The organism is Planobispora rosea, assembly GCF_014648175.1.
GTDB classification, from domain to species: Bacteria; Actinomycetota; Actinomycetes; order Streptosporangiales; family Streptosporangiaceae; genus Planobispora; species Planobispora rosea.
Genome location: NZ_BMQP01000016.1, coordinates 79,073 through 99,479, shown reverse-complemented (window position 1 = coordinate 99,479; position 20,407 = coordinate 79,073). Strand labels below are relative to the sequence as shown.

Genomic DNA, 20,407 nt, shown 5'->3' with positions numbered 1-20,407 from the left:
TGTCCCCTTCTGCTGGCGGATGCCGTACTTCCGTACTTCTTCAGAACGTTAGTCGTTGCCGCCGACAGAACAAGCTCACGCCGCCGTCCTCGGCATCACCGCGCCCCGGGGCCGATCCGGAGGGGAGCCGGAGGGGAGCCAGGACGAGGAAGTGGCCCGGGAGGCTCAACTTCACCGTTCGCCTGCCGATGCTCCGAACATGAGCAGAGGCGTGAGCAGGGGCATGAACATGATGCGCGAGGCACTGGGCCGGATGACCATCAGCAAGGGGCTGCGTTTCGGCTTCACCGTGGTGATCGGCATGTTGCTGCTCCCCGCGGTCACCTCCGCCTGGTTCCTGTGGCAGGCGTCGTCGTCGGTGAACGGCATCACCGAGGCCGGCATGCCGGGAGCGCGGCTCACCGGTGAGGTCGACGGGCTGATGAACAAATACCGCAAGGAGCAGTGGGAGTATCTCGCCCTGCCCCCCGGCGACGAGGAGCGGGCCGCGACGGTCGAGGCGATGGCCGAAGAGGACGCCGAGATGAAGGACCTGATCGCCGAGCTCCGCGCGCTGCCGCTGGACGAGGCGCACCTCGCCACCCTGGACGCCTTCGACGGCGCCTGGTCCGAGTACGTCAGCGTGACCCGTCCGCTGGTCGAGCTGGCCGACAAGGGGGACATCCCGGCGGCCCGCGAGACGTTCGACGACGGCGCCGGTGACGAGCAGTGGGACAAGCTCAAGGAGGGCGTGGCGACGCTGCGCGAGCTGGACACCCGGTCCGCGGCCGAGAGCCGCGACGACACACGCCGCGACCTCGTCGTCGGTTTCACCGCCCTGGGTGTGCTGCTGGCAGCCGCCGTGGCCGTCTCGCTGACCGTCCGCCGGGTGCTGGACCGGCGCATCTCCACCGGTCTGCGCCGCCTGTCCGTCGCCGCCGACGGGATCGCGCGCGGTGATCTCGACCAGCGCGTCGAGGTGACCGCGGACGACGAGATCGCCGAGGTCGCCGCCGCGTTCGAGCGCATGGTGGGGTATCTCAACGACATGGCCGAGGTCTCCCGCCGGATGGCCGAGGGCGACCTCGCCGTCGACGCCGCCCCGAAGTCGTCCGAGGACCGGCTGGGTCAGGCGTTCACCTCCATGGTGGCCAACCTCAACGGCTCGATCGGGGAGGTGCGCCACTCGGCGGGCGCGCTCGACGCGGCCTCCCAGGAGCTGTCCGGCGTCTCCGACGGCGTGCGCACCGCCGTGGGCGAGGTGGTCGGCAACGCCGAGCGCCAGGCGGGCCTCGTCGACGAGGCGCAGCAGGCCGCCCACCAGACCTCCGGCCTGGTCGAGGACGGCATCGGCACCGTGCGGCAGCTGGCACAGGTGATGCGCGATCTCGACCAGAAGTCCTCCCGGATCGGGGACATCGTCGACACCATCGCCCGCATCGCGGGACAGACCAACCTGCTGGCCCTCAACGCCTCGATCGAGGCGGCCCGGGCCGGCGTGCACGGATCCGGCTTCGCGGTGGTCGCGGCGGAGGTCCGTACGCTCGCCGAGGAGAGCAGCAAGGCGGCGCAGTCCATCGCGGGTGTGGTGAACGAGATCCAGCAGACCAGCGGCGAGGCCGTCATGGTCGTCGACGAGCACGCCCGCGCGGCGTTCGAGCGCATCGCCGAGGGCACCGCCACGCTGCGGACCGCCCTGGACGAGGTGGGCTCCTTCGCCCAGGCCAACATGGCCTCCACCGAGCGCATGGCCGAGGCCACCGGGGCCGTCGCGGACTCGATCCGGCAGCTCACCAGCACGGCCGACCGGCTGCGCGAGGTCACCGGCCGTTTCGAGGTACGGCAGGCCGCACCGGGCGCCCCGGCGTCCCGGGGCTGACCGGCGTCCGAGGACGGACGGCGTTCAGGAACGGACGGCGTTGAGGTAGGCCAGCACGGCCAGGACACGGCGGTTGTCGTCGTCGGAGGGGGCGAGGTCGAGCTTGGTGAAGATGCTGGCGGTGTGCTTGCCGACCGCGCTCTCGCTGAGGAAGAGCCGCTGGGAGATGGCCGCGTTGGAGCGGCCCTCCGCCATCAGCTCCAGGACCTCCCGCTCGCGCGGCGTCAGCGCGGCCAGCGGTTCGTGCCGGGCGGTGCTGGCCAGCAGTTTGGCGATCACCTCGGGATCCATCGCGGTCCCCCCGGCGGCGACCCGGCGCACGGCGTCGACGAACTGCTCGGTGTTGAACACCCGGTCCTTGAGGAGATAGCCGATCGCACCGGACCCGTCGGCGAGCAGCTCGCGGGCGTAGAGCTGCTCGACGTGCTGGGAGAGCACCAGGATGGGCAGGCCGGGGATCGCCCTGCGGGCGGCCAGTGCGGCCTGCAGGCCCTCGTCGGTGAAGGTGGGCGGGAGCCGGACGTCCACCACGGCCACGTCGGGCCGCTCCCCGGTCAGCGCCTTCAGCAGCTCGGGCCCGGACTCGACGGCGGCCACGACCTCGAAGCCGTGGGCCCGGAGCAGGTGGACCAGGCCCTCCCGGAGCAGGTGGAGGTCTTCGGCGATGACGACGCGGGCGCTCATCGGCCCGGCCGGACGGTGCGGGGGATCACCGGTGCAACCATAGACGGCGCGGGGTGGCCTCGGCCATCCACCGTTCGCGGGAGTGCTGGATCGGGATCAGCACGGCCGCGCCGTACATGGCGATGCCGAGGGCGATGTTGAAAATGATCAACGGCCAGTGCAGCGGCTCGGGCAGGTAGAGGATGTAGAACCAGCTCTTGTTCTCGTGTTCGATGATCTTCATGATCGCCGCGACGATTCCCTGCGGGAAGAGCGGGAGCCAGCCGAGACCGTAGCCGAGCCCGACGATCGCCCATTTCCACTTGGGCATCTGCGCCCTCTTGTCGGAGCCGTCCTCCCAGGCCAGCGCGTGCGGCAGGTCGACGGTGACGATCGTCGGACCGCCCGGCGGGCTGCTGATCGCCAGCACCCCGTCGAAGGCGGCCAGCCGCCGCTCGATACCGCGCAACCCGCTGCCCCGCGCCGGGTCGGCCCCGCCCGAACCGTCGTCGGTGACGGTGATCCGCAGGCTCTTCTGGTGGCTGCTGATGTCGATCCAGACGCGGTCCCCACCCCCGTGACGGACCGCGTTGGTCAGCAGCTCGCTGATCGAGAAGTAGGCCGCTGACTCGACGGGCGGCTCGGGGCGGGTCTCCAGGTCCACGGTGACCTTGACCTCCAGCGCGCTGTCCAGGGCCAGGGCCCGTACGGCGTCGCCCAGGCCGCGCTCGGACAGCACCGGCGGGTGGATGCCCCGGACCAGGTCGCGCAGTTCGGTGAGCGCAGTGGAGGAGGCCTCGCGCGCCTTGCCCAGCAGCGCCCTGGCCGCCGCGGGGTCGGTCTCCACCAGCGCCTCGACGGCGCCGAGCGTCATGCCGATGGCCACCAGCCGGGCCTGGGCCCCGTCGTGCAGGTCGCGCTCGATCCGGCGCAGCTCGGCCGCCTGCGAGTCGGCCGTCTCCAGGTGGGCCTGGTTGAGGCTGTGGATCCGGCTCGCCAGCAGGGACTTGGCCGTGGGGCCGAGCAGCAGTTCGTTCCACCAGCTGTAGAAACGCAGCAGCCAGGGGGTCACGGCGACCGCGGCGGCGGCCATCAGCCCCAGGAGCAGCGCCACCGGATGTCCCTGCCGGGCCGTGGCCACGGCGTACCCGATGGTGATCGCGGGCAGCAGCAGGGCGGCGCCCAGCAGCGGGTTGAGCGTGACCCAGAGCAGGTCCCGCCAGGTGGCCGGGTCGCCGAACATCCACTTCCAGCGGTTGTTCCACTCGGGCACGCGCGGTGTCTTGTAGAGCTGGCGATCGTGGCGGTACCAGCCGTCGGGCTGGCGCCGGACCGGCGGCGGGGGCGGCAGGTAGGACGGCCCGATCTCCCGCCCGAGCAACCTTCCGTTCAGCCTCCTGGCGAGCGCCGTGCGCCGCCGGAGCATCCTGGCCCCCGGCGGGAAGAGGAAGATGAGTCCCAGCGTGAACGAGAAAATGATCATCAGCATGACCGCAGCCGCCAGGACCATGTCCGTCAGGGCCAGCAACCCCAGGGCCAGGGATCGGCCCGTGGCCGCCGCGTATCGCCTCATGTCATGAAGTTTCGGCGATCCGCCGGGGTGTTGCCCAGTGGGGCCGCACGCCGTACGGGGGTGGAGTTATCCCCACCCCCGTACGGCGTCCAGACCGACCCCCGCTCGGTATCCATCCCGATTCCGCCCGATCCCCGTGATTTCTAGCGTCATTGCCATGAAGGTGATCGAGGTAGACAACCTCCGCAAGCGGTACAACGACCGGTTCGTGGTGGACGACGTGTCGTTCACCGTCGAAGAGGGCGAGATCTTCGGTGTTCTCGGCCCCAACGGCGCCGGCAAGACGACCACCGTCGAGTGCGTCGCCGGCCTGCGCACCCCCGACGCCGGCGCCGTGAAGGTGCTCGGCGGCCTGACCGGCGACGCGCTCAAGGAGAAGCTCGGCGTGCAGCTGCAGAGCTCCGCGCTCCCCGAGCGGCTCAAGGTCTGGGAGGCGCTGGACCTGTACGCCTCCTTCTACAACAGGCCCATCGACCCGATGGCGCTGATCGAACGGGTCGGGCTCGCCGACAAGCGCGACACCCGGTACGGCAAGCTCTCCGGCGGCCAGCAGCAGCGGCTGTCCATCGCCCTGGCCCTGGTCGGCAACCCCCGCGTGGCCATCCTCGACGAGCTGACCACCGGACTGGACCCGCAGGCCCGCCGGGACACCTGGGAGCTCATCGAGCAGATCAGGGCGGACGGCGTGACGATCGTGCTGGTCACCCACTTCATGGAGGAGGCCGAGCGGCTCTGCGACCGGATCGCGCTGATCGACTCCGGGAAGGTGGTCGCCGTCGACAGCCCGGCCGGGCTGATCTCCCGGATCGAGCACCAGCAGACCGTCCGGTTCCGGCCCTCCGGCAGGCTCGACGACGACGCGCTGAAGAACCTCCCCGAGGTGACCGGAGTGCACCGCGACGGCGACCGGATCACGGTCACCGGCGGCGGCAACCTGCTGCTCGCGATCACCACCGCCCTGGCCGCCGCCGGGGTCGTCCCCGCCGACCTCCGCGTCGAGCAGGCCACCCTCGACGACGCGTTCCTCGCCCTCACCGGCAAGAAGATCACCAACGGAGACGCCCGATGAACAAGATGATCCTGGTCGAGGCCAAGCTGTTCCTCCGCGAGCCCGGAGCGCTGATCTTCGCGATCATGCTCCCCCTCGGCCTCCTGCTCGGTCTGGGCATGATCCCCGACTTCCAGGAGGCCAGCCCGGAGCTGGGCGGCCAGCGGGTGATCGACAACCACCTGCCCGCGATGATGACGATCCTCGCGGTGGTGACGATGGCGCTGACCGTGCTGCCGGGCACGCTGGCGTCCTACCGCGAGACCGGTGTGCTGCGCCGGATGTCCACCACCCCGGTCAGCCCGTTCCGGCTGCTGGTCGCCCAGCTCGTCAACAACCTCGCGGTCGCGGTGGTCGCCACGGCCCTGCTGATCGGGCTGAGCAACCTCGTCCACGGAACTCCCCTCCCCGGGAGCCCGCTGGCCTTCGCCGGCGTGTTCCTGCTCGGCACCGCCTCGATGTTCGGGCTGGGCCTGCTGATCGCCGCGCTGGCCCCCACGGCCAAGTCCGCGCCGGGCATCGGCTCCATCCTGATGTTCCCGCTGCTGTTCATGGCGGGCATGTGGATCCCCCGGGAGCTGATGCCCGACCTGGCCCGGCAGATCGGTGACTTCCTGCCCATGGCGCCGTTCGCCCAGGCCCTGCGGGACACCTGGGCGGGCGGCGCCCCCCAGACGCTGAACCTGGTGGTGATGGCGGCGACCCTGCTGCTCTTCGGCGGGCTGGCGGCCCGGTTCTTCCGCTGGCAGTGACAGGGCCGGGACCGTGTCAGCAGTTGCAGTCGCACCCGCAGCCGTCGCAGCAGCCGCCGTCCTTGCAGCAGGAACAGACGTCGCAACAACCCGAGCAGCCGTTGCAGCACTGCCCGCAGGCGTCGCAGCCGCCGCAGTCCAGGCGTTCCCCGCAGGACTTGTAGCGGTCCTCGTCCCACGGCGGCCGGTAGAGCCCGCAGGTGCAGGCCATGAAGCTGAGCGCGAAGCAGAGCCGGGGCCCCCATCCGGGCTCCGGCGGCAGCCCCGGGTCCCGGGGAGTGGTCTTGCCGGGGTCGTGCGGGGTCCGCGTGGGGGCCTCCTGGGCGGCCGGCCCCGTGCCCTCCCGGGAGCACCGGCCGACCGCCGGAGCCTCCGGGCCGAAGACCCGGTCCACCGAGCGACGGACCTCCTTCACCAGCAGCGCCTTCACCAGGCCCCGCTCCTGAAGGTCCAGGTCTGTCACGGCCAGGCGGATGCCGAGCAGCGCGTCGTCGCAGAGGCGGCGGGCCTCGGCGAGGTCCGTGCCGGTGGCGAGCAGCGGGTTGTAGGCGCCGGTGGCGCGGTCCTCGGCGAGGTCCTCCACCGCGTCCACCAGGTGGGCGATCCGGCCGAAGCAACGCCCGACCTCACCGAGGAGGTCGGCGTTGTGCGGCTTGCCGGCGAGGGTCGCGGTGTGCGCGAACGCCGCCGCGACCGCGTCCTCGGTCGGCCCGGTCAGGTCCAGCAGGGTCAGGTCCGGTACGGCCTCCAGCCGGGTCTGCCGCTCCACCGCGTCCGTCAGCACGGCGGGATCGAACCCGACGGCGACGGCCGTACGGGCTCCGGCCGACTCCCAGCGGGTGGCCACCCGGCTCGCGACCGCGGCGACCGGCCGCCGCGCGTAGACCCCGTCCCCGTCGGCGATGTGGTCACGGACCTTGCCCGAGGCCAGGATCAGCGAGGTCGCCGCCGCCAGCCGTACCCCCTCGGCCCGGGCGCCGACCACCTCCGCGCCGGAGAATCCGCGCAGCGCGCACGGGGCGGCCTTACGGCGGGGGGAGAGCGCGGGAGACTGCGCCTCGGTCAGCACCGAGACCAGCAGCCCGTCGTAGTTGGTCACCAGGCGGGCCGCGTGCCCGTGCTCGTCACGCAGAGCCAGGCAGAGGCCGCACAGATGGGCCATCCACGCCGCGAAAAGCCCACCGCACATGCCGTGGCGGCACGGCCGAACGATCCCGAACATCTTCACCCCGCAGTCGCACCGGATAAGTGCGGCAAAACTTCCATATGCGTCTTAAAGACGACTTGCAGACGATATGTCATGCAACGGTGTGACCCGCCGGGGACGAGCGACAACGTGGCACGCTGCGACCGACGGCGTGGCACGCTGAGGAGATGCTGATCCTCGCGCACATGAGTGACATTCACATCGGCGCCCCCTCCGCCGACAGCGTCGGACGCACGCGGGCCGTCACCCGGCACCTGGCCTCCCTGCCCGGCCCGCTCGCCGCCGTCGTCGTGACCGGCGACATCGCCGACCACGGCACGGCCGAGGAGTACGAGACCGCCCGGGAACTCCTGGACACCGGCCTCCCGACGATCGTGTGCCCCGGCAACCACGACGACCGCCAGTCCTTCCGCAAGGCCTTCCTCCGCGAGACCGGGAGTGGCGGCACGGCCGGAGGCGGCAGTGGGGTCGGGAGCGGCAGTGAGGTCGGGAGCGGCGGCCCCGCCGACGGCCGCGGTGACGGCTACGGCCCGGTCAACCAGGTCCTCCGGCTCGACGGCCTCACCGTCGTCCTGTGCGACTCCAGCGTCCCCGGACGCCCCGAGGGATATCTGCAGGACGAGACGATCGCCTGGCTGGACGCCGTCCTCACCGAGTCGTCCGGCACCCCGACGCTGGTGGGCATGCACCATCCGGCCGCCGCCCTGGGCACCCCCTACGTGGACGAGATCGGCCTGCGCGAGCCCGAACGGCTGGAGAAGGTGCTGCGCCGCCATCCCCAGGTCATCGCCGTGCTCGCCGGGCACGCCCACACCCCGGCGAGCACCCGGTTCGCGGACCGCCCGCTGCTGGTCGCCCCCGGCGTCGTCAACACCCTGCTGCTGCCGGCGGAGTCCACCGCGCGGATCCCCGTCGACCTCGACCTGCCGCCCCAGTTCTCCCTGCACGTCCTCGACGGCGACCGCCTCACCACCCACACCCGGATGGTCGTCTGAGCCCGCTGAACCCGTGCCGGATCCGCCCCCTATCGCCTGCCGACGGGGAAATCGTCCGGCCATCCGCCGTGTCAGTGCGTGGCCATGTCCACAAAGCGGCTGTAGTGGCCCTGGAAGGCCACCGTCACCGTGGCGGTGGGGCCGTTACGGTGCTTGGCCACGATCAGGTCGGCCTCTCCCGCGCGGGGGGACTCGCGCTCATATGCGTCTTCCCGGTGGAGAAGGATGACCATGTCCGCATCCTGCTCGATCGATCCGGACTCGCGAAGGTCGCTAACCATAGGCCTTTTGTCCGTTCGCTGCTCCGGGCCACGGTTCAGCTGGGAGATCGCGATGACCGGGACCTCCAGCTCCTTGGCGAGGAGCTTGATCGCACGGGAGATCTCCGAGACCTCGTTCTGGCGGCTCTCGGTCTTCTTCGGCGAGGACATCAGCTGGAGGTAGTCGATGATGACGAAGCGCAGGTCGTTACGTTGCTTCAGGCGGCGGCACTTGGCCCGGATCTCCATCATCGACATGTTCGGCGAGTCGTCGATGAACAGCGGCGCCTCGGCCACCTCGCCCATCCGCCGGGCCAGCCGCGCCCAGTCGTCGTCGGTCAGCGAGCCCGACCGCATGGAGTGCAGCGCCACCCGGGCCTCCGCCGAGAGCAGACGCATCGTGATCTCATTCCTGGACATTTCCAGCGAGAACACGACAGTCGTCATGCCGTGCTTGATAGCGGCAGATCTCGCGAAATCCAGCCCCAGAGTCGACTTGCCGATCGCGGGGCGCGCGGCCACGACGATCATCTGGCCGGGGTGGAGGCCGTTGGTGAGGGAGTCGAGATCCTGGAAGCCGGTGGGGACGCCGACCATCTGGCCGCTCCGGCTGCCGATGGCCTCCAACTCGTCGAGGGCACCCGGCATGATCTCGGACAGGGGGACGTAGTCCTCGGAGGTGCGCCGCTCGGTGACCTTGTAGATCTCGGCCTGGGCGCGGTCGACCAGGTCGTCGACCTCCTCGTCCTGGCCGCCGTAGCCGTAGGAGACGATGCGGGTGCCGGCCTCGATGAGGCGGCGGAGGATGGCCTGCTCGCGGACGATGCGGGCGTAGTAGCCCGCGTTGGCGGCGGTGGGCACGACGGAGGTCAGCGTGTGGAGGTAGGCGGCGCCGCCGACCCGGGCGACCTCCCCGCGCTTCTGCAGCTCGCCGAAGACCGTGACGGCGTCGGCGGGGTCACCGCGCCCGTAGAGATCGGTGATGATGTCGTAGACGAGCTGGTGGGCGGGGCGGTAGAAGTCGTCGGAACGCAGGATCTCGACGACGTCGGCGATGGCGTCCTTGGACAGCAGCATGCCTCCGAGGACCGACTGCTCGGCCTCGATGTTGTTCGGCGGCGTGCGCTCGAACCCCGGCTCGAAGACTGGTGGCTCCACAAGGCTCACCCGCGCACCCCCCTTCGTTCACGGTCCTGCCATCCCCAGTTGTAGCCGACCGGTATGACAGTTTCGCCGCTCTCCGAACCGAGTGGCAACGCGGCCTGTCGACAAGGCTGTGGATAACGTGTGGAGTTCCCCGGCAGGGGTGTGGGCAGCCTGTGGAAAGCCCTGTGGACAATAGTTATCCACAACCCGGGATGCCCTGCTCACCAGGGATGACTTCATCCACCGGCTGTGGAGGAAAGAAAGTTGGAGCGACACGCCGAGACCGGTTTCGCATGGCTCGTCCGCCGCTCCGTCCTCCCGTCGCTCCGTCCTCCCGTCCTCCCGTCCTCCCGTCCTCCCGTCCTCCCGTCCTCCCGTCCGATCGTTCGTCGTCCACCGTCCGGTCGTCCATCGTCCGGTCGTCCATCGTCCGGCCGTCCACTGACCCCGCCCCCTCGGGCCCGCCACCCCGGCCCCGCGCACGGCCGACCCCCGTTTTTCCCCGGTCCCGTGCGCAGCCGCCCCCTCTCTTCCCCCCGGGACGTCGTCACCCCCATGGAGATCGTCGGGATGTAAGAAGCAAAATAAGGCTGTGGCCATTACTCTCGATGTCCGTGACCGGCAGATCCTCAAGCTGGCCGTCCCCGCCTTCGGAGCGCTGATCGCCGAGCCGCTGTTCCTGCTGACGGACACGGTCATCGTCGGCCGCCTCCCGGCGCCCGCGCTCGGCGCGCTGGGCGTCGCGAGCACGGTGCTGAGCGCCCTGGTGGGCCTGTGCATCTTCCTCGCCTACGGCACCACCGCGGCCGTGGCCCGGCAGATCGGCGCGGGCGACACCCGGCGGGCGATCCGCCAGGGGATGGACGGCCTCTGGCTGGCCGCGGGGGTCGGCCTGGCCGCCATCGCGGTGATATGGCCGCTCGCGCCGTCCCTCGTCCACCTCCTCGGAGCGGAGGGCGAGCTGGCCCGGCAGGCGATCGTCTACCTGCGGATCAGCCTCCTCGGCGTGCCGTCGATGTTGCTGGTGCTGGCCGGGACGGGGGTGCTGCGCGGGATGCAGGACACCGTGACGCCGCTGCTGGTCTCCGTCGGGGGCTTCGTGCTCAACGCGCTGCTCAACGTCGTCTTCGTGCTGGGGCTCGGCTGGGGCGTCGCGGGCTCGGCCTGGGGTACCGTCCTGGCCCAGACTCTCGCCGCGGGGGTCTATCTGGTCATGATGTTCGCGCGCCACCGGGCCCCGTTCCGGCCCGATCTGGCCGGGATCAGGGCCGCCGGGACGGCGGGAGCGGCCCTGGTGATCCGTACGGCGTGCCTGCAGGCCGTACTGATCATCGCCACGGCCGCGGCCACCCGGATGGGAGAGGCGCAGATCGAGGCCCACACGATCATCTTCAGGATCTGGACCCTGCTGGCCTTCGCCCTGGACGCCATCGCCATCGCCGGACAGGCCATCACCGGCCACGCGCTGGGCTCCGGCGACGCGGCCGGGACACGGGCCGCGACCCGGCGGATGATCGTCTGGGGTGTCGCCTCCGGGGTGGTCCTCGGCCTGCTGACGATCGCGGCGGGACCGTTCCTTCCCGGCCTGTTCGACGCGGAGGCGGCGGTGGCGGGGGAACTGCCCGCCCCGCTGTGGGTGGCGGCACTCCTGCAGCCTATCGCCGGGGTGGTGTTCGTCCTGGACGGCGTGCTGATCGGCGCGGGGGACCAGTCCTACCTCGCGTGGGCGGGGGTGTGGACGACGATCGCCTATCTGCCCGCGGTGCTGCTGGTACTCGTCTCCGGGGGCGGCCTGGCCGCGCTCTGGGTCGCGCTGGGGGTGTGGATGGCGGCCCGGCTGGTGACCCTGGGGCTGCGCGCGAGAGGCGACCGGTGGCTGGTGACCGGTGCGTGAGGGACGTCCGGCGGTGAGGTCACCGCACATGTAGCCGTCGGTGCACAGAAAGCTGCCCAAGCGGTGATCGGCACGTGACCCGGAGGTGTCCACCACGTAATCGCATACCTCTTGTACCGCCCCATCCCCTACGGCACTGTGAAACGGGTCCGGCAACAAAGGCGTTGTACCGTCACGATTGGCCGCATCGTGCTCGAAGGTCATTCTTCATCTATCGTGCGCCGTCTCCCTCCGAGCGAGGCGACAGGACGCTGGACCGGCGCGCGCCACGCCCTGCCCGCCGCGTACGGGCAGACCGACCTCGTCGTCCTCGGCATCGGCGTCATGATCGGCTCAGGCATCTTCAGCGTCGCCGGCCGCCAGGCGGCCACCATGGCGGGACCCGGCGTGATCCTCTCCTTCATGATCGCCGGTATCACCAGCCTGCTCGTGGCCTTCTGCATCGCCGAGCTGTCGTCGGCCATGCCGGCCTCCGGCAGCGCCTACACCTTCGCCTACGTCATCTTCGGCGAGGTGTGGGCCTGGATCGTCGGCTGGGCGCTGGTGATGGAGCTGCTGCTGGCCGCCGCGGTGGTCTCGCGCGTCTGGTCCCTCTACGCCGCCCAGATGCTCGTGGATCTGGGTGTGCGGATCCCCGAACCGTTGTCCGGGGTCATCGGCCAGGAGCGGGGATTCGACCTGTTCACGCTGCTCATCCTGGTGCTGCTGACCGGAGTCGTCGCGCTCGGTGCCCGGGTCGGCCTGCGCACCCTGTGGATCATCGTCATCGCGAAGCTGGCGGCGATCGGCGCGGTCATCGTCGTCGGCGCCACCCACTTCGACCAGGACAACCTCGCCGCCATCCCGGCCCCGGCAGAACCGATCAAGACGGCGTCCGCGGCCCTGGACTCCCCGCTGCTCGGCCTGGCGTTCGGCCAGACGACCGCGTTCGGCTGGTTCGGCATCTTCGCCGCCGCCGCCACGATCACCTTCGCCTACATCGGATTCGACGTCGTGGCCACCGCCGCCGAGGAGGCGAAGGACGCCCCCCGCTCCGTTCCGAAGGGCATCATCCGGGGCCTGGTGATCACCACGGTCATCTACATCGCGGTCGCGATCGTGATGGTCGGCATGACCCCGTACAAGGAGATCAACGTCGAAGCCCCGCTCGCCAGCGCCTTCCGCCAGGCGGGTGAGGGGTTCATGGTCCACGTCATCAACATCGGCGCGGTCCTCGGCCTCACCACGGTCGTCCTGGTCCTGCTCGTCGGCCTGACCCGGGTGGTCTTCTCCATGGCCCGTGACGGGCTGTTCCCGCGCCCGCTGGCCAGGATCAACCGCGGCTACCACAGTCCGACCACCGCCACCCTGGTCATCGGCGTCCTGGCGATCCTGCTGGCCGAGTTCGTACCGGTGCTCACGCTGGAACCGCTGGTCGTGATCGGCACCCTGTTCGCGTTCGTCGCGGTGGCCGCCGGGGTGATCAGGATGCGCCGGACGATGCCGGACCTGCCCCGGGGTTTCCGTACCCCGCTCTCCCCCTACGTGCCGATCGCCTCGATCCTCGCCAGCCTCTGGCTCATGGTGAACCTCCAGGTCATCACCTGGCTGTACTTCCTCGCCTGGATGACCTTCGGACTCCTCGTCTATCTGGCGTACGGCAGGCGCAAGAGTGCGCTGGCGGGCGGCCGGCCGCCGCTCGAACCCCCCGTCGCGGTCAGGGGCGGTCTGAGGGGGCGGCACCGCCGCTGATCCGATCCGGCGGCCTCCCCGGGTGACGTCCCGGTGGCCGGCCGAGGACGGGGACGCGTCACTCGATAGACCGGCGCAAAAGCGTGAAGGTTGGACCGGCGTAAGGGTTGCGCTGACCCCCCGCCTTGCCGTACATATCGAATATCGATAGATTTCCATCGCTACTCGATCGAAGGAGGGACGATGGGAAGACTGACCGTGCACGCGCTGCGAGCCGTGCTCGTGGCGCTGCTCGCCGGCTCGGTGTTCGTCCAGGCGGTGATGGTGCCGTTGCTGGCCGCCGACCTGGAAGGGCTCAACACGGAGTTCACGTACCTGCGCATCCCGCTCATCGTGATCGCGCTTCTGGGCGTCGTGTCGGTCCAGGTCGTCCTGGTCTGCGTATGGCGGCTGGTGACGATGGTGCGGCGCGGGACGGTGTTCTCCCATGCCGCCTTCCGGTACGTGGACATCGTGATCGGCGCGATCGTGGCGGCTGCGCTCCTGGTGTTCGCGCTCGGCTTCGTCCTGGCGCCGGGCGACCCCGTCGCCCCGGGCATCGTCCTGCTGATCGGCGGGTTCGGCCTGGCGGTCCTGGGCGTCGCGCTCGTCGTGCTGGTGCTGCGGATGCTGCTCGCCCAGGCCGTCGCGCGCGACGCCGAGGCGGCGCAGATGCAGGCCGAGCTGGACGAGGTGATCTGATGCCGATCGTCGTCGACATCGACGTGATGCTGGCCAGGCGGAAGATGTCCGTGGGCGAGCTCGCCGAGCGCGTCGGGATCACCCCCGCCAACCTGGCGGTGCTCAAGAACGGCCGCGCCAAGGCGGTGCGCTTCACGACACTCGCCGCGCTCTGCGAGGTGCTCGAGTGCCAGCCGGGAGACCTGTTGCGCTGGGAGACCGCAGGCGTCCCGGAGACGGACGCCCTGGAGCCGGACGCCCCCTAGATCCTGCGGGCGTCGAGCACGCTCTTGAGGAACTCACGGGTCCGGGGCTCCCGGGGATCGGTGAAGATCTGCTCGGGAGTGCCGCGTTCCAGGAGCACGCCGCCGTCGAGGAAGCAGACGGTGTCGGCGATCTCCCGGCAGAAGCCCATCTCGTGGGTGGTCAGGATCATCGTCATCCCGCCCGCCTTGAGTTCCCTGATGACGCCGAGCACCTCGGTCACCAGCTCCGGGTCCAGTGCCGAGGTGACCTCGTCCAGCAGCATGAGGCGGGGCCGTACGGCCAGGGCCCGGATGATGGCCACGCGCTGCTGCTGTCCGCCGGAGAGCCGGTCGGGGTAGGCACCGGCCTTGCCCGCCAGGCCGAACCTGTCCAGCAGCTCGCGCGCCCGCTCCTCGGCCTCGGCGCGGGCGACCCCGTGCACCTTGCGCGGGGCGAGCGTGATGTTGTCCAGCACGGTCATGTGCGGGAACAGGTTGAACGCCTGGAAGACGATGCCCATGCGTCTGCGCACGTCGTCAGCCTTCACCCGGACGTCGGTGATCTCGATCCCGTCCAGGCGGATCGTGCCGTCGTCCACGGTCTCCAGCAGGTTCACGCAGCGCAGCAGCGTGGACTTGCCCGAGCCGGAGGCGCCGATGAGGCAGACCACCTCGTGCGCCTCGACCGACAGGTCGATCCCGCGCAGCACGGGGGTGCCGTGGTAGTTCTTCCACAGACCCTCGACGGCCAGGACGGGGCCTTCCCGCTCCCCGCCGCCCGGTTCCCCGCCGCCCTCGATGCGGTCGTGTCTCACTGGCCGCGCCTCCTCTGCGAACGGGCCGCCAGATGATCGGTGAAGCGGGCCATGGGGATGGTGAGCAGGACGAACAGCAGCGCCCCCGCCAGATAGGGGGTGTAGTTGAACTTGTCCGAAGCGTAGATCTGCGCCTGGCGCAGCGCCTCGATCACCCCGATGGTCGAGACCAGGGAGGTGTCCTTCTGCAGCGAGACGAAGTCGTTGAGCAGCGGCGGCACCACCCTGCGCCAGGCCTGGGGCAGGATCACGTAGCGCATGGTCTTGCCGTGGCTCAGCCCGAGGGAACGGGCCGCGGCGCGCTGGCTGGGGTGGATCGAGTCGATGCCGGCGCGGAACACCTCGGCGACGTACGCCCCGTAGGAGAGCGTCAGCGCGATGACGCCCAGCGTGACCTCGTCCCTCGGCGCGCCCTGCAGGTTGAGCGCCGGGATGCCGAAGCCGACCAGCAGGATCACCAGGAGGGTCGGCACCCCACGGAACACGTCGGTGTAGGCCACCGCCAGGGCCCGCAGCGGGAAGAACACCGGCGCCCGGAGGGTGCGCACCAGGGCGACGAGCAGGCCGAGGGCGAGGATCAGAGGCTCGGCGATCAGGAAGATCCGGACGTTCGTCCAGAACCCGTCGAGCACGTCGGGCCAGGCCTCGGCGAAGGCCTCGGGGCTGAAGAAGGCTCCCTGCACCCGCGGCCATCCGGGCGAATTGGTGACGACCGCGGCCAGCACACCGAGGAAGACGATCGTGGAGACGGTGGCGACCGTGCCCGACCGCACGGCCCGGACCCGGCGGAGCCTCTCCCGCTGGAGCTGCCGCTCACTCTTGACCCAGGTGACCTCGCTCACGCCCTTCCCTCCCGGAGCCGGTGCCCGGGACCGGGGTGGGTCACTTCAGCTCCGGGGCGCCGGCGGCGGCGCTGAGCCACTGCTCCTCGATCTTCGCGAGCTCGCCCGAGGACCTGAGCTCGTCGATGGCCGTGTTGACGCAGGTGACCAGCGTGCTGCCCTTCTCGAAGACCAGGCCGAACTCCTCCGGCGTGCCGCCGGTGGCGCTGAACTGGCCGACGATCGCCGAGTCCTCGACCTGTGCGGCGGTGACGTAGAACGCCGTCGGCAGGTCCACCACGATGGCGTCCACCTGCTTGTTCTTCAGCGCGTTCACCGCGTCGACCTGATCGTTGTAGACCTTGGGCTCGGCGGAGGGCTGGATGACGTCCTTGACCGCCCGGAGGCTGGTGGTGCCGACCTGCACGCCGATCGTGGCGTCCTTCAGCGAGGCCAGGTCCTTCGCCGAGGCGAACGCCGAACCCTCGACCGCGACGACGGCCTGCTTGACGGTGTAGTAACCGCTGCTGAAGTCGACGACCTTGGCCCGGTCAGGGGTGATGGACACCTGGTTGATGTCGAAGTCGAACTTCTTGGGGCCCGGGGCGAACGCCGTGTCGAACTTCACGGTCTCCCAGACGACCTCGTCCTTGGTGAAGCCGAGGCGGGTCGCGACTGCGTAGGCGACCGCGCTCTCGAACCCCTCACCGTTCGTGGGGTCGTCGTTTTTGAACCAGGGCTCGTAGGCGGGCTTGTCCGTGCCGACGGTCAGTTTGCCGGCGGTCTTCAGGGCGAGCCGGTCCTTGGCGCAGGCCTGGGCCGGCGAACCCGTCGCGGCGGAGGGGCTGGCCGCGCCGGAGGGGCTCGCCTGGGTCGGTTCCGAGGCCGGGGCGCAAGCCGCCGTGGCTACCGCGAGGACACCGAGCGCGAGCAGTGTCGAGGGACGGACCATGGCAAACCTCCAGTCAATGAGCGACCCCAGAATTCTAGGGACCTGTCCCGGTCACCGGTGATGCGGCTCCGCCGTTGGCGGCGGAACCGCCCGCAGCCCCCGGAGCGGTCCCGAAAACCACCCGGAGGCGTCCCGGGGCCGGGAAACGACGAGGGCCCTTCCCCGCGAATCGGGGAAGGGCCCTCGCTCACGCCTGCGGTCAGGCCGCGACGACCTCGATGTCGAGGGCGGCGGAGACCTCCGGGTGCAGCTTCACGGTGACCCGGTGGGCGCCGAGGCTCTTGATCGCGTTACCGATCTCGATACGGCGGCGGTCCAGCGTGGGGCCGCCGGCGGCCTTGACGGCCTCGGCGACGTCGCCCGTGGTGACGGAGCCGAAGAGGCGACCGGACTCGCCGGCCTTCGTCTTCAGGACCACCTTCAGGGACTTGAGCTGGCCGGCGACCTCCTGGGCGGTGCCCAGGTCGCGGATCTCGCGGGCGTCGCGCGCCTTCTTGATCGAGGCGATCTGCTTCTCGCCGCCGCGCGTCCACAGGATCGCGAAGCCGCGGGGAAGCAGGTAGTTACGGCCGTAGCCGTTCTTGACCTCGACGATGTCGCCGGGAGTGCCGAGGCCGGTGACCTCACTGGTGAGAATGAGCTTCATCTGTCCGGACCTCCTTAGCGCGCGGTGCTCATGTACGGCAGGAGCGCCATCTCACGAGCGTTCTTGATAGCGGTCGCCACGTCACGCTGGTGCTGGGTGCAGTTGCCCGTCACCCGGCGGGCACGGATCTTGCCGCGGTCGGAGATGAACTTCCGAAGCAGCGCCGTGTCCTTGTAGTCGACGTATGAGATCTTGTCGTGGCAGAACAGGCAAACCTTCTTCTTAGGCTTGCGCAGTGCCGGCTTGGCCATCGTGGTGCTCCTTTCAGAGCCCCGCCGTCGGGCGGGAATGGTCGCTGCGGATACTGGGGACTGGATGGTGCGATCCCGGAGGGTCCCAGGGGAACCGTCCGAAAAGGCGTTAGAAGGGCGGCTCGTCGCTGAAGTCGCCGCCGAAGCCGCCGCCCTGCGGGCCGTTGCCGTAGCCACCGCCGCCGCCCTGGGGGGCGTTGCCGTAGCCACCGCCACCGCCGCCGCCGCTGTAGCCGCCCTGCGGGGCGGCGGGCGCCGCGGAGGCCCAGGGGTCGTTGGCCGGGCCGCCGAAGCCGCCTCCACCGCCTCCACCGCCCTGACGGGCGGTCTTGTTGACCTTGGCGGTGGCGTTACGGAGCGAGGGGCCGACCTCGTCGACCTCGACCTCGTAGACCGTGCGCTTCTCGCCTTCCTTGGTCTCGTAGGACCGCTGGCGCAGCCGTCCCTGAACGATGACCCGCATACCGCGCTGCAGGCTCTCGGCGACGTTCTCCGCCGCCTGCCGCCAGACGTTGCAGGTCAGGAACAGGCCTTCGCCGTCCTTCCACTCGTTGGTCTGCTTGTCCAGGAACCTCGGAGTGGATGCGATGCGGAACCGGGCCACCGCCTGCCCCGCGGGGGTGAAGCGCAGCTCCGGGTCGTCGACGAGGTTGCCGACGATGGTGATCTGAGTGTCGCCTGCTGCCATGGCTAGCGTTGCCCTTCCTGCGGCCTTGCTGGTTATCGGCTCAGATTACGGCTGACGCCCGACAAAATGCCGCTGTTTAGTGCACGTCCGGACGCAGGACCTTGGTGCGCAGGATGCCCTCGTTGAGGTTCATCTGCCGGTCGAGCTCCTTGACCGTGGCGGGCTCCGCGGTCAGGTCGATGACGGCGTAGATGCCCTCGGGCTTCTTGGCGATGTCGTAGGACAGCCGGCGACGACCCCACACGTCGACCTTCTCCACGGTGCCGCCGTCGTTGCGGACGACAGAGAGGAACTGGTCGAGGGAAGGGGCCACGGTGCGCTCATCGAGCGAAGGGTCCAGGATGACCATCACTTCGTAACGACGCATGCTGGCTTCCAACCTCCTCTGGACTATTGCGGTCACGACACCGTGCCGTGACAGGAGGACGCTGACGTCTTCGCCGCGGGCACCCAGGTCGGCGCTCGGGCGGAGGGGCGGTCTATAGCACACCCATTCGACGTAGCAGCGCCAGCCTACCAGGGCGTCAAGGGTTGGGCGGACATCCGGCAGGGAACCTCAGTACCAGAGGAAAGGGGAGGTGTGATTCATGTCGCACGCCATCCGTCCCACCGGGAAAACGATCGGTTCCACCGGGAAACCCTCCATGTTCACCCTGAACACCGATGGGCAGCGGCATCCCGTCGAGAACATCATGAGCGTCAGCACCCTCGTGCTCGGCCTGGTCGCCTTCGTCTCCGGTCTCTCCCCGGCCGCGCACGTGATCGCGTCGTGGGCCGGAGCGGTGGGTTTCTTCGGAGGCCTCTACTCGCAGTACATCTCGGCGACCACCAGGGAGCGCGGCCTGAACATCGTGGGCATCGTCAGCTCGTTCGTGGGCGCGGCCTTCGGCATCTTCCACGGCGGTTTCATGCCGTGACCCGGTCCGGGACCCTCAGCTCCCGGACCGGGATCCTCGGTTCCCGGGCCGGGCCCCTCAGCCGAGGTGCAGGTCCACACCCAGCAGGACGAGGAACCAGAGCAGGACGGCGAGCAGCGCTTCGGCGATGTCCCGCAGCAGTCCGGGGGTGATGTAGTCGTAGACCCAGGCCACATAGAGGCCGATCAGAATGTAGATGAGGCCGATCAGGCTGATTCCTCTGCGGTACCGGTAAGCCATCGACGACTCCTCGGGGGGATGGCCCGCATGTCGCGGGCGGTGGGGCGCGCTCTGCGACTGCCCTGGGACGGGGCGGTGAAACGGATCAGGAGGAGAGAGCGTGGAACGGCCCCGGACGGGAGCGCTCAACCGTCTCAAGCGAGAGCGGTGAAACAGCTACGCTCGGACACATGCCACGTATCGGAGCCCACGTCGACCAGGACGACCCGCTGGCGCACGCCAGGGCACGCGACGCCGAGGTCGTGCAGTTCTTCCTCGGCGACCCGCAGGGCTGGAAGGGCCCGGTCATCGGCGAGAAGACGAGGGAGATCGCCGGCTCCGGCGTGGACGTCTACGTCCACGCCCCCTACGTCATCAACGTGGCCACCGCCAACAACCGGATCCGCATCCCCAGCCGCAAGCTGCTGAGCTCCCACCTGGCGGCCGCGGCCGAGCTCGGCGCCAAGGGGCTGGTCGTCCACGGCGGGCACGTGGGCGCCGGGGACGATCCGCAGAACGGGTTCGACAACTGGCGCAAGGTGTTCGAGCGCCTGGAGGAGCACGAGGTCCCGGTCCTCATCGAGAACACCGCGGGCGGCGGCAACGCGATGGCCAGGAAGCTGGAGCGGATCGCCCGGCTCTGGGACGCGCTGGACGGCTTCGACGTGGGCTTCTGTCTCGACACCTGCCACGCCCATGCGGGCGGGGAGGAACTGTCCGACGTGGTCGAGCGGGTGCTGGCGATCACGGGACGGATCGACCTGATCCACTGCAACGACTCGCGTGACGCGTTCGACTCCGGAGCGGACCGGCACGCGAACCTCGGCGCCGGCCGGATCGACACCGGCCTCATCCTCGACGTGTGCCGGAAGGCCGGTGCGCCGATCGTGGTGGAGACCCCGTCTGCCGGACAGGCCGACGACATCGCCTTCCTCAGGAAGAGCCTCTGATCTGCTTTCTCCGGAAAGCCCCTGATCCACGGTTATCCACAGTTATCCACAGGGCCGCGAGGAAATCCCCAGCCTGTGGATAACTTCCATGGATTACTTTCCCTGGGAAAGGGGTA

Annotated in this window: 22 protein-coding genes; 10 read left to right on the top strand and 12 right to left on the bottom strand. The window is 69.9% G+C overall.

The features are described 5' to 3' along the window. The first annotated feature begins 199 nt into the window (after positions 1-199). Positions 200-1,858, top strand: coding sequence for a methyl-accepting chemotaxis protein (locus tag IEZ08_RS17820; RefSeq protein WP_084780833.1), 1,659 nt, complete (start codon positions 200-202; stop codon positions 1,856-1,858). Between the two features lie 24 nt (positions 1,859-1,882). Here the strand turns inward: IEZ08_RS17820 and IEZ08_RS17815 are convergent, their stop codons facing one another. Both IEZ08_RS17815 and IEZ08_RS17810 read right to left on the bottom strand, forming a co-directional pair. After that, positions 1,883-2,542 (bottom strand): response regulator, encoded by a 660-nt coding sequence (locus IEZ08_RS17815; protein ID WP_068928225.1) that lies wholly within the window; start codon positions 2,540-2,542, stop codon positions 1,883-1,885. A 25-nt stretch (positions 2,543-2,567) separates the two neighbouring features. Next, positions 2,568-4,094, bottom strand: coding sequence for a sensor histidine kinase (locus IEZ08_RS17810; RefSeq protein WP_068928226.1), 1,527 nt, complete (start codon positions 4,092-4,094; stop codon positions 2,568-2,570). A 157-nt stretch (positions 4,095-4,251) separates the two neighbouring features. Between IEZ08_RS17810 and IEZ08_RS17805 the strand changes: the two genes are divergently transcribed. Beyond that, a complete protein-coding gene (locus IEZ08_RS17805; RefSeq protein ID WP_068928227.1) occupies positions 4,252-5,163 on the top strand; it encodes an ABC transporter ATP-binding protein in 912 nt (303 codons plus the stop codon). Next, the gene (locus IEZ08_RS17800; RefSeq protein ID WP_068928228.1) at positions 5,160-5,894 is read left to right on the top strand and encodes an ABC transporter permease; all 735 of its coding nucleotides are present in this window, start codon (positions 5,160-5,162) and stop codon (positions 5,892-5,894) included. Before IEZ08_RS17805 ends, IEZ08_RS17800 begins: the two co-directional genes overlap by 4 nt. 16 nt (positions 5,895-5,910) lie before the next feature. On the opposite strand, the gene IEZ08_RS17795 is transcribed toward IEZ08_RS17800, so the two are convergent. After that, the gene (locus IEZ08_RS17795) at positions 5,911-7,116 is read right to left on the bottom strand and encodes a DUF5685 family protein (protein ID WP_189242511.1); all 1,206 of its coding nucleotides are present in this window, start codon (positions 7,114-7,116) and stop codon (positions 5,911-5,913) included. A 170-nt stretch (positions 7,117-7,286) separates the two neighbouring features. Here IEZ08_RS17795 and IEZ08_RS17790 point away from each other — a divergent pair, with 170 nt between their 5' ends. Further along, positions 7,287-8,096 carry a metallophosphoesterase gene (locus IEZ08_RS17790; RefSeq protein WP_229803222.1) on the top strand — a complete coding sequence of 270 codons (810 nt, stop codon included), beginning with the start codon at positions 7,287-7,289 and terminating at the stop codon, positions 8,094-8,096. A 71-nt stretch (positions 8,097-8,167) separates the two neighbouring features. Here IEZ08_RS17790 and dnaB read toward each other — a convergent pair whose 3' ends face one another. Next, the gene (dnaB, locus tag IEZ08_RS17785; protein WP_068928231.1) at positions 8,168-9,523 is read right to left on the bottom strand and encodes a replicative DNA helicase; all 1,356 of its coding nucleotides are present in this window, start codon (positions 9,521-9,523) and stop codon (positions 8,168-8,170) included. Between the two features lie 577 nt (positions 9,524-10,100). On the opposite strand from dnaB, the gene IEZ08_RS17780 reads away from it, so the two are divergent. The 4 genes from IEZ08_RS17780 (at position 10,101) to IEZ08_RS17765 (ending at position 14,053) form a co-directional block, all read left to right on the top strand. Then, entirely contained in the window at positions 10,101-11,396 is a 1,296-nt protein-coding gene (locus IEZ08_RS17780; protein WP_068929308.1) for an MATE family efflux transporter, read from the top strand. Positions 11,397-11,612: 216 nt separating this feature from the next. Beyond that, the gene (locus tag IEZ08_RS17775) at positions 11,613-13,127 is read left to right on the top strand and encodes an APC family permease (protein WP_229803220.1); all 1,515 of its coding nucleotides are present in this window, start codon (positions 11,613-11,615) and stop codon (positions 13,125-13,127) included. A 183-nt stretch (positions 13,128-13,310) separates the two neighbouring features. Next, positions 13,311-13,808, top strand: a complete 498-nt coding sequence (locus IEZ08_RS17770) for a DUF2975 domain-containing protein (RefSeq protein ID WP_189242509.1) — start codon at positions 13,311-13,313, stop codon at positions 13,806-13,808. Next, positions 13,808-14,053, top strand: a complete 246-nt coding sequence (locus IEZ08_RS17765; protein WP_068928234.1) for a helix-turn-helix domain-containing protein — start codon at positions 13,808-13,810, stop codon at positions 14,051-14,053. The genes IEZ08_RS17770 and IEZ08_RS17765 overlap by 1 nt, the downstream gene beginning before the upstream one ends. Here the strand turns inward: IEZ08_RS17765 and IEZ08_RS17760 are convergent. The 7 genes from IEZ08_RS17760 to rpsF all read right to left on the bottom strand — a co-directional run bounded on the left by IEZ08_RS17760 (position 14,050) and on the right by rpsF (position 18,572). Beyond that, entirely contained in the window at positions 14,050-14,847 is a 798-nt protein-coding gene (locus IEZ08_RS17760) for an amino acid ABC transporter ATP-binding protein (RefSeq protein ID WP_275424726.1), read from the bottom strand. The genes IEZ08_RS17765 and IEZ08_RS17760 overlap by 4 nt on opposite strands. Continuing rightward, on the bottom strand, positions 14,844-15,689 hold the full coding sequence (locus IEZ08_RS17755; RefSeq protein ID WP_068928235.1) for an amino acid ABC transporter permease: 846 nt from the start codon (positions 15,687-15,689) through the stop codon (positions 14,844-14,846). Before IEZ08_RS17755 ends, IEZ08_RS17760 begins: the two co-directional genes overlap by 4 nt. A 40-nt stretch (positions 15,690-15,729) precedes the next feature. Next, positions 15,730-16,620 carry an ABC transporter substrate-binding protein gene (locus IEZ08_RS17750; RefSeq protein ID WP_189242508.1) on the bottom strand — a complete coding sequence of 297 codons (891 nt, stop codon included), beginning with the start codon at positions 16,618-16,620 and terminating at the stop codon, positions 15,730-15,732. 199 nt (positions 16,621-16,819) lie between these two features. Then, positions 16,820-17,266 carry a 50S ribosomal protein L9 gene (rplI, locus tag IEZ08_RS17745; RefSeq protein ID WP_068928237.1) on the bottom strand — a complete coding sequence of 149 codons (447 nt, stop codon included), beginning with the start codon at positions 17,264-17,266 and terminating at the stop codon, positions 16,820-16,822. 14 nt (positions 17,267-17,280) lie between these two features. Beyond that, a complete protein-coding gene (gene rpsR, locus IEZ08_RS17740) occupies positions 17,281-17,517 on the bottom strand; it encodes a 30S ribosomal protein S18 (RefSeq protein ID WP_012895699.1) in 237 nt (78 codons plus the stop codon). A gap of 109 nt (positions 17,518-17,626) precedes the next feature. Beyond that, a complete protein-coding gene (locus IEZ08_RS17735; protein ID WP_189242507.1) occupies positions 17,627-18,205 on the bottom strand; it encodes a single-stranded DNA-binding protein in 579 nt (192 codons plus the stop codon). Between the two features lie 76 nt (positions 18,206-18,281). Next, a complete protein-coding gene (gene rpsF / locus IEZ08_RS17730; RefSeq protein ID WP_068928239.1) occupies positions 18,282-18,572 on the bottom strand; it encodes a 30S ribosomal protein S6 in 291 nt (96 codons plus the stop codon). 220 nt (positions 18,573-18,792) lie between these two features. On the opposite strand from rpsF, the gene IEZ08_RS17725 reads away from it, so the two are divergent. Continuing rightward, positions 18,793-19,122, top strand: coding sequence for a hypothetical protein (locus IEZ08_RS17725; protein WP_084780834.1), 330 nt, complete (start codon positions 18,793-18,795; stop codon positions 19,120-19,122). A gap of 57 nt (positions 19,123-19,179) precedes the next feature. Here the strand turns inward: IEZ08_RS17725 and IEZ08_RS17720 are convergent, their stop codons facing one another. Next, complete coding sequence (locus IEZ08_RS17720) at positions 19,180-19,362, bottom strand: hypothetical protein (RefSeq protein ID WP_068928240.1); 183 nt, start codon at positions 19,360-19,362, stop codon at positions 19,180-19,182. Positions 19,363-19,532: 170 nt separating this feature from the next. Between IEZ08_RS17720 and IEZ08_RS17715 the strand changes: the two genes are divergently transcribed. After that, positions 19,533-20,291 carry a deoxyribonuclease IV gene (locus IEZ08_RS17715; protein WP_068928241.1) on the top strand — a complete coding sequence of 253 codons (759 nt, stop codon included), beginning with the start codon at positions 19,533-19,535 and terminating at the stop codon, positions 20,289-20,291. Positions 20,292-20,407: the final 116 nt, after the last annotated feature.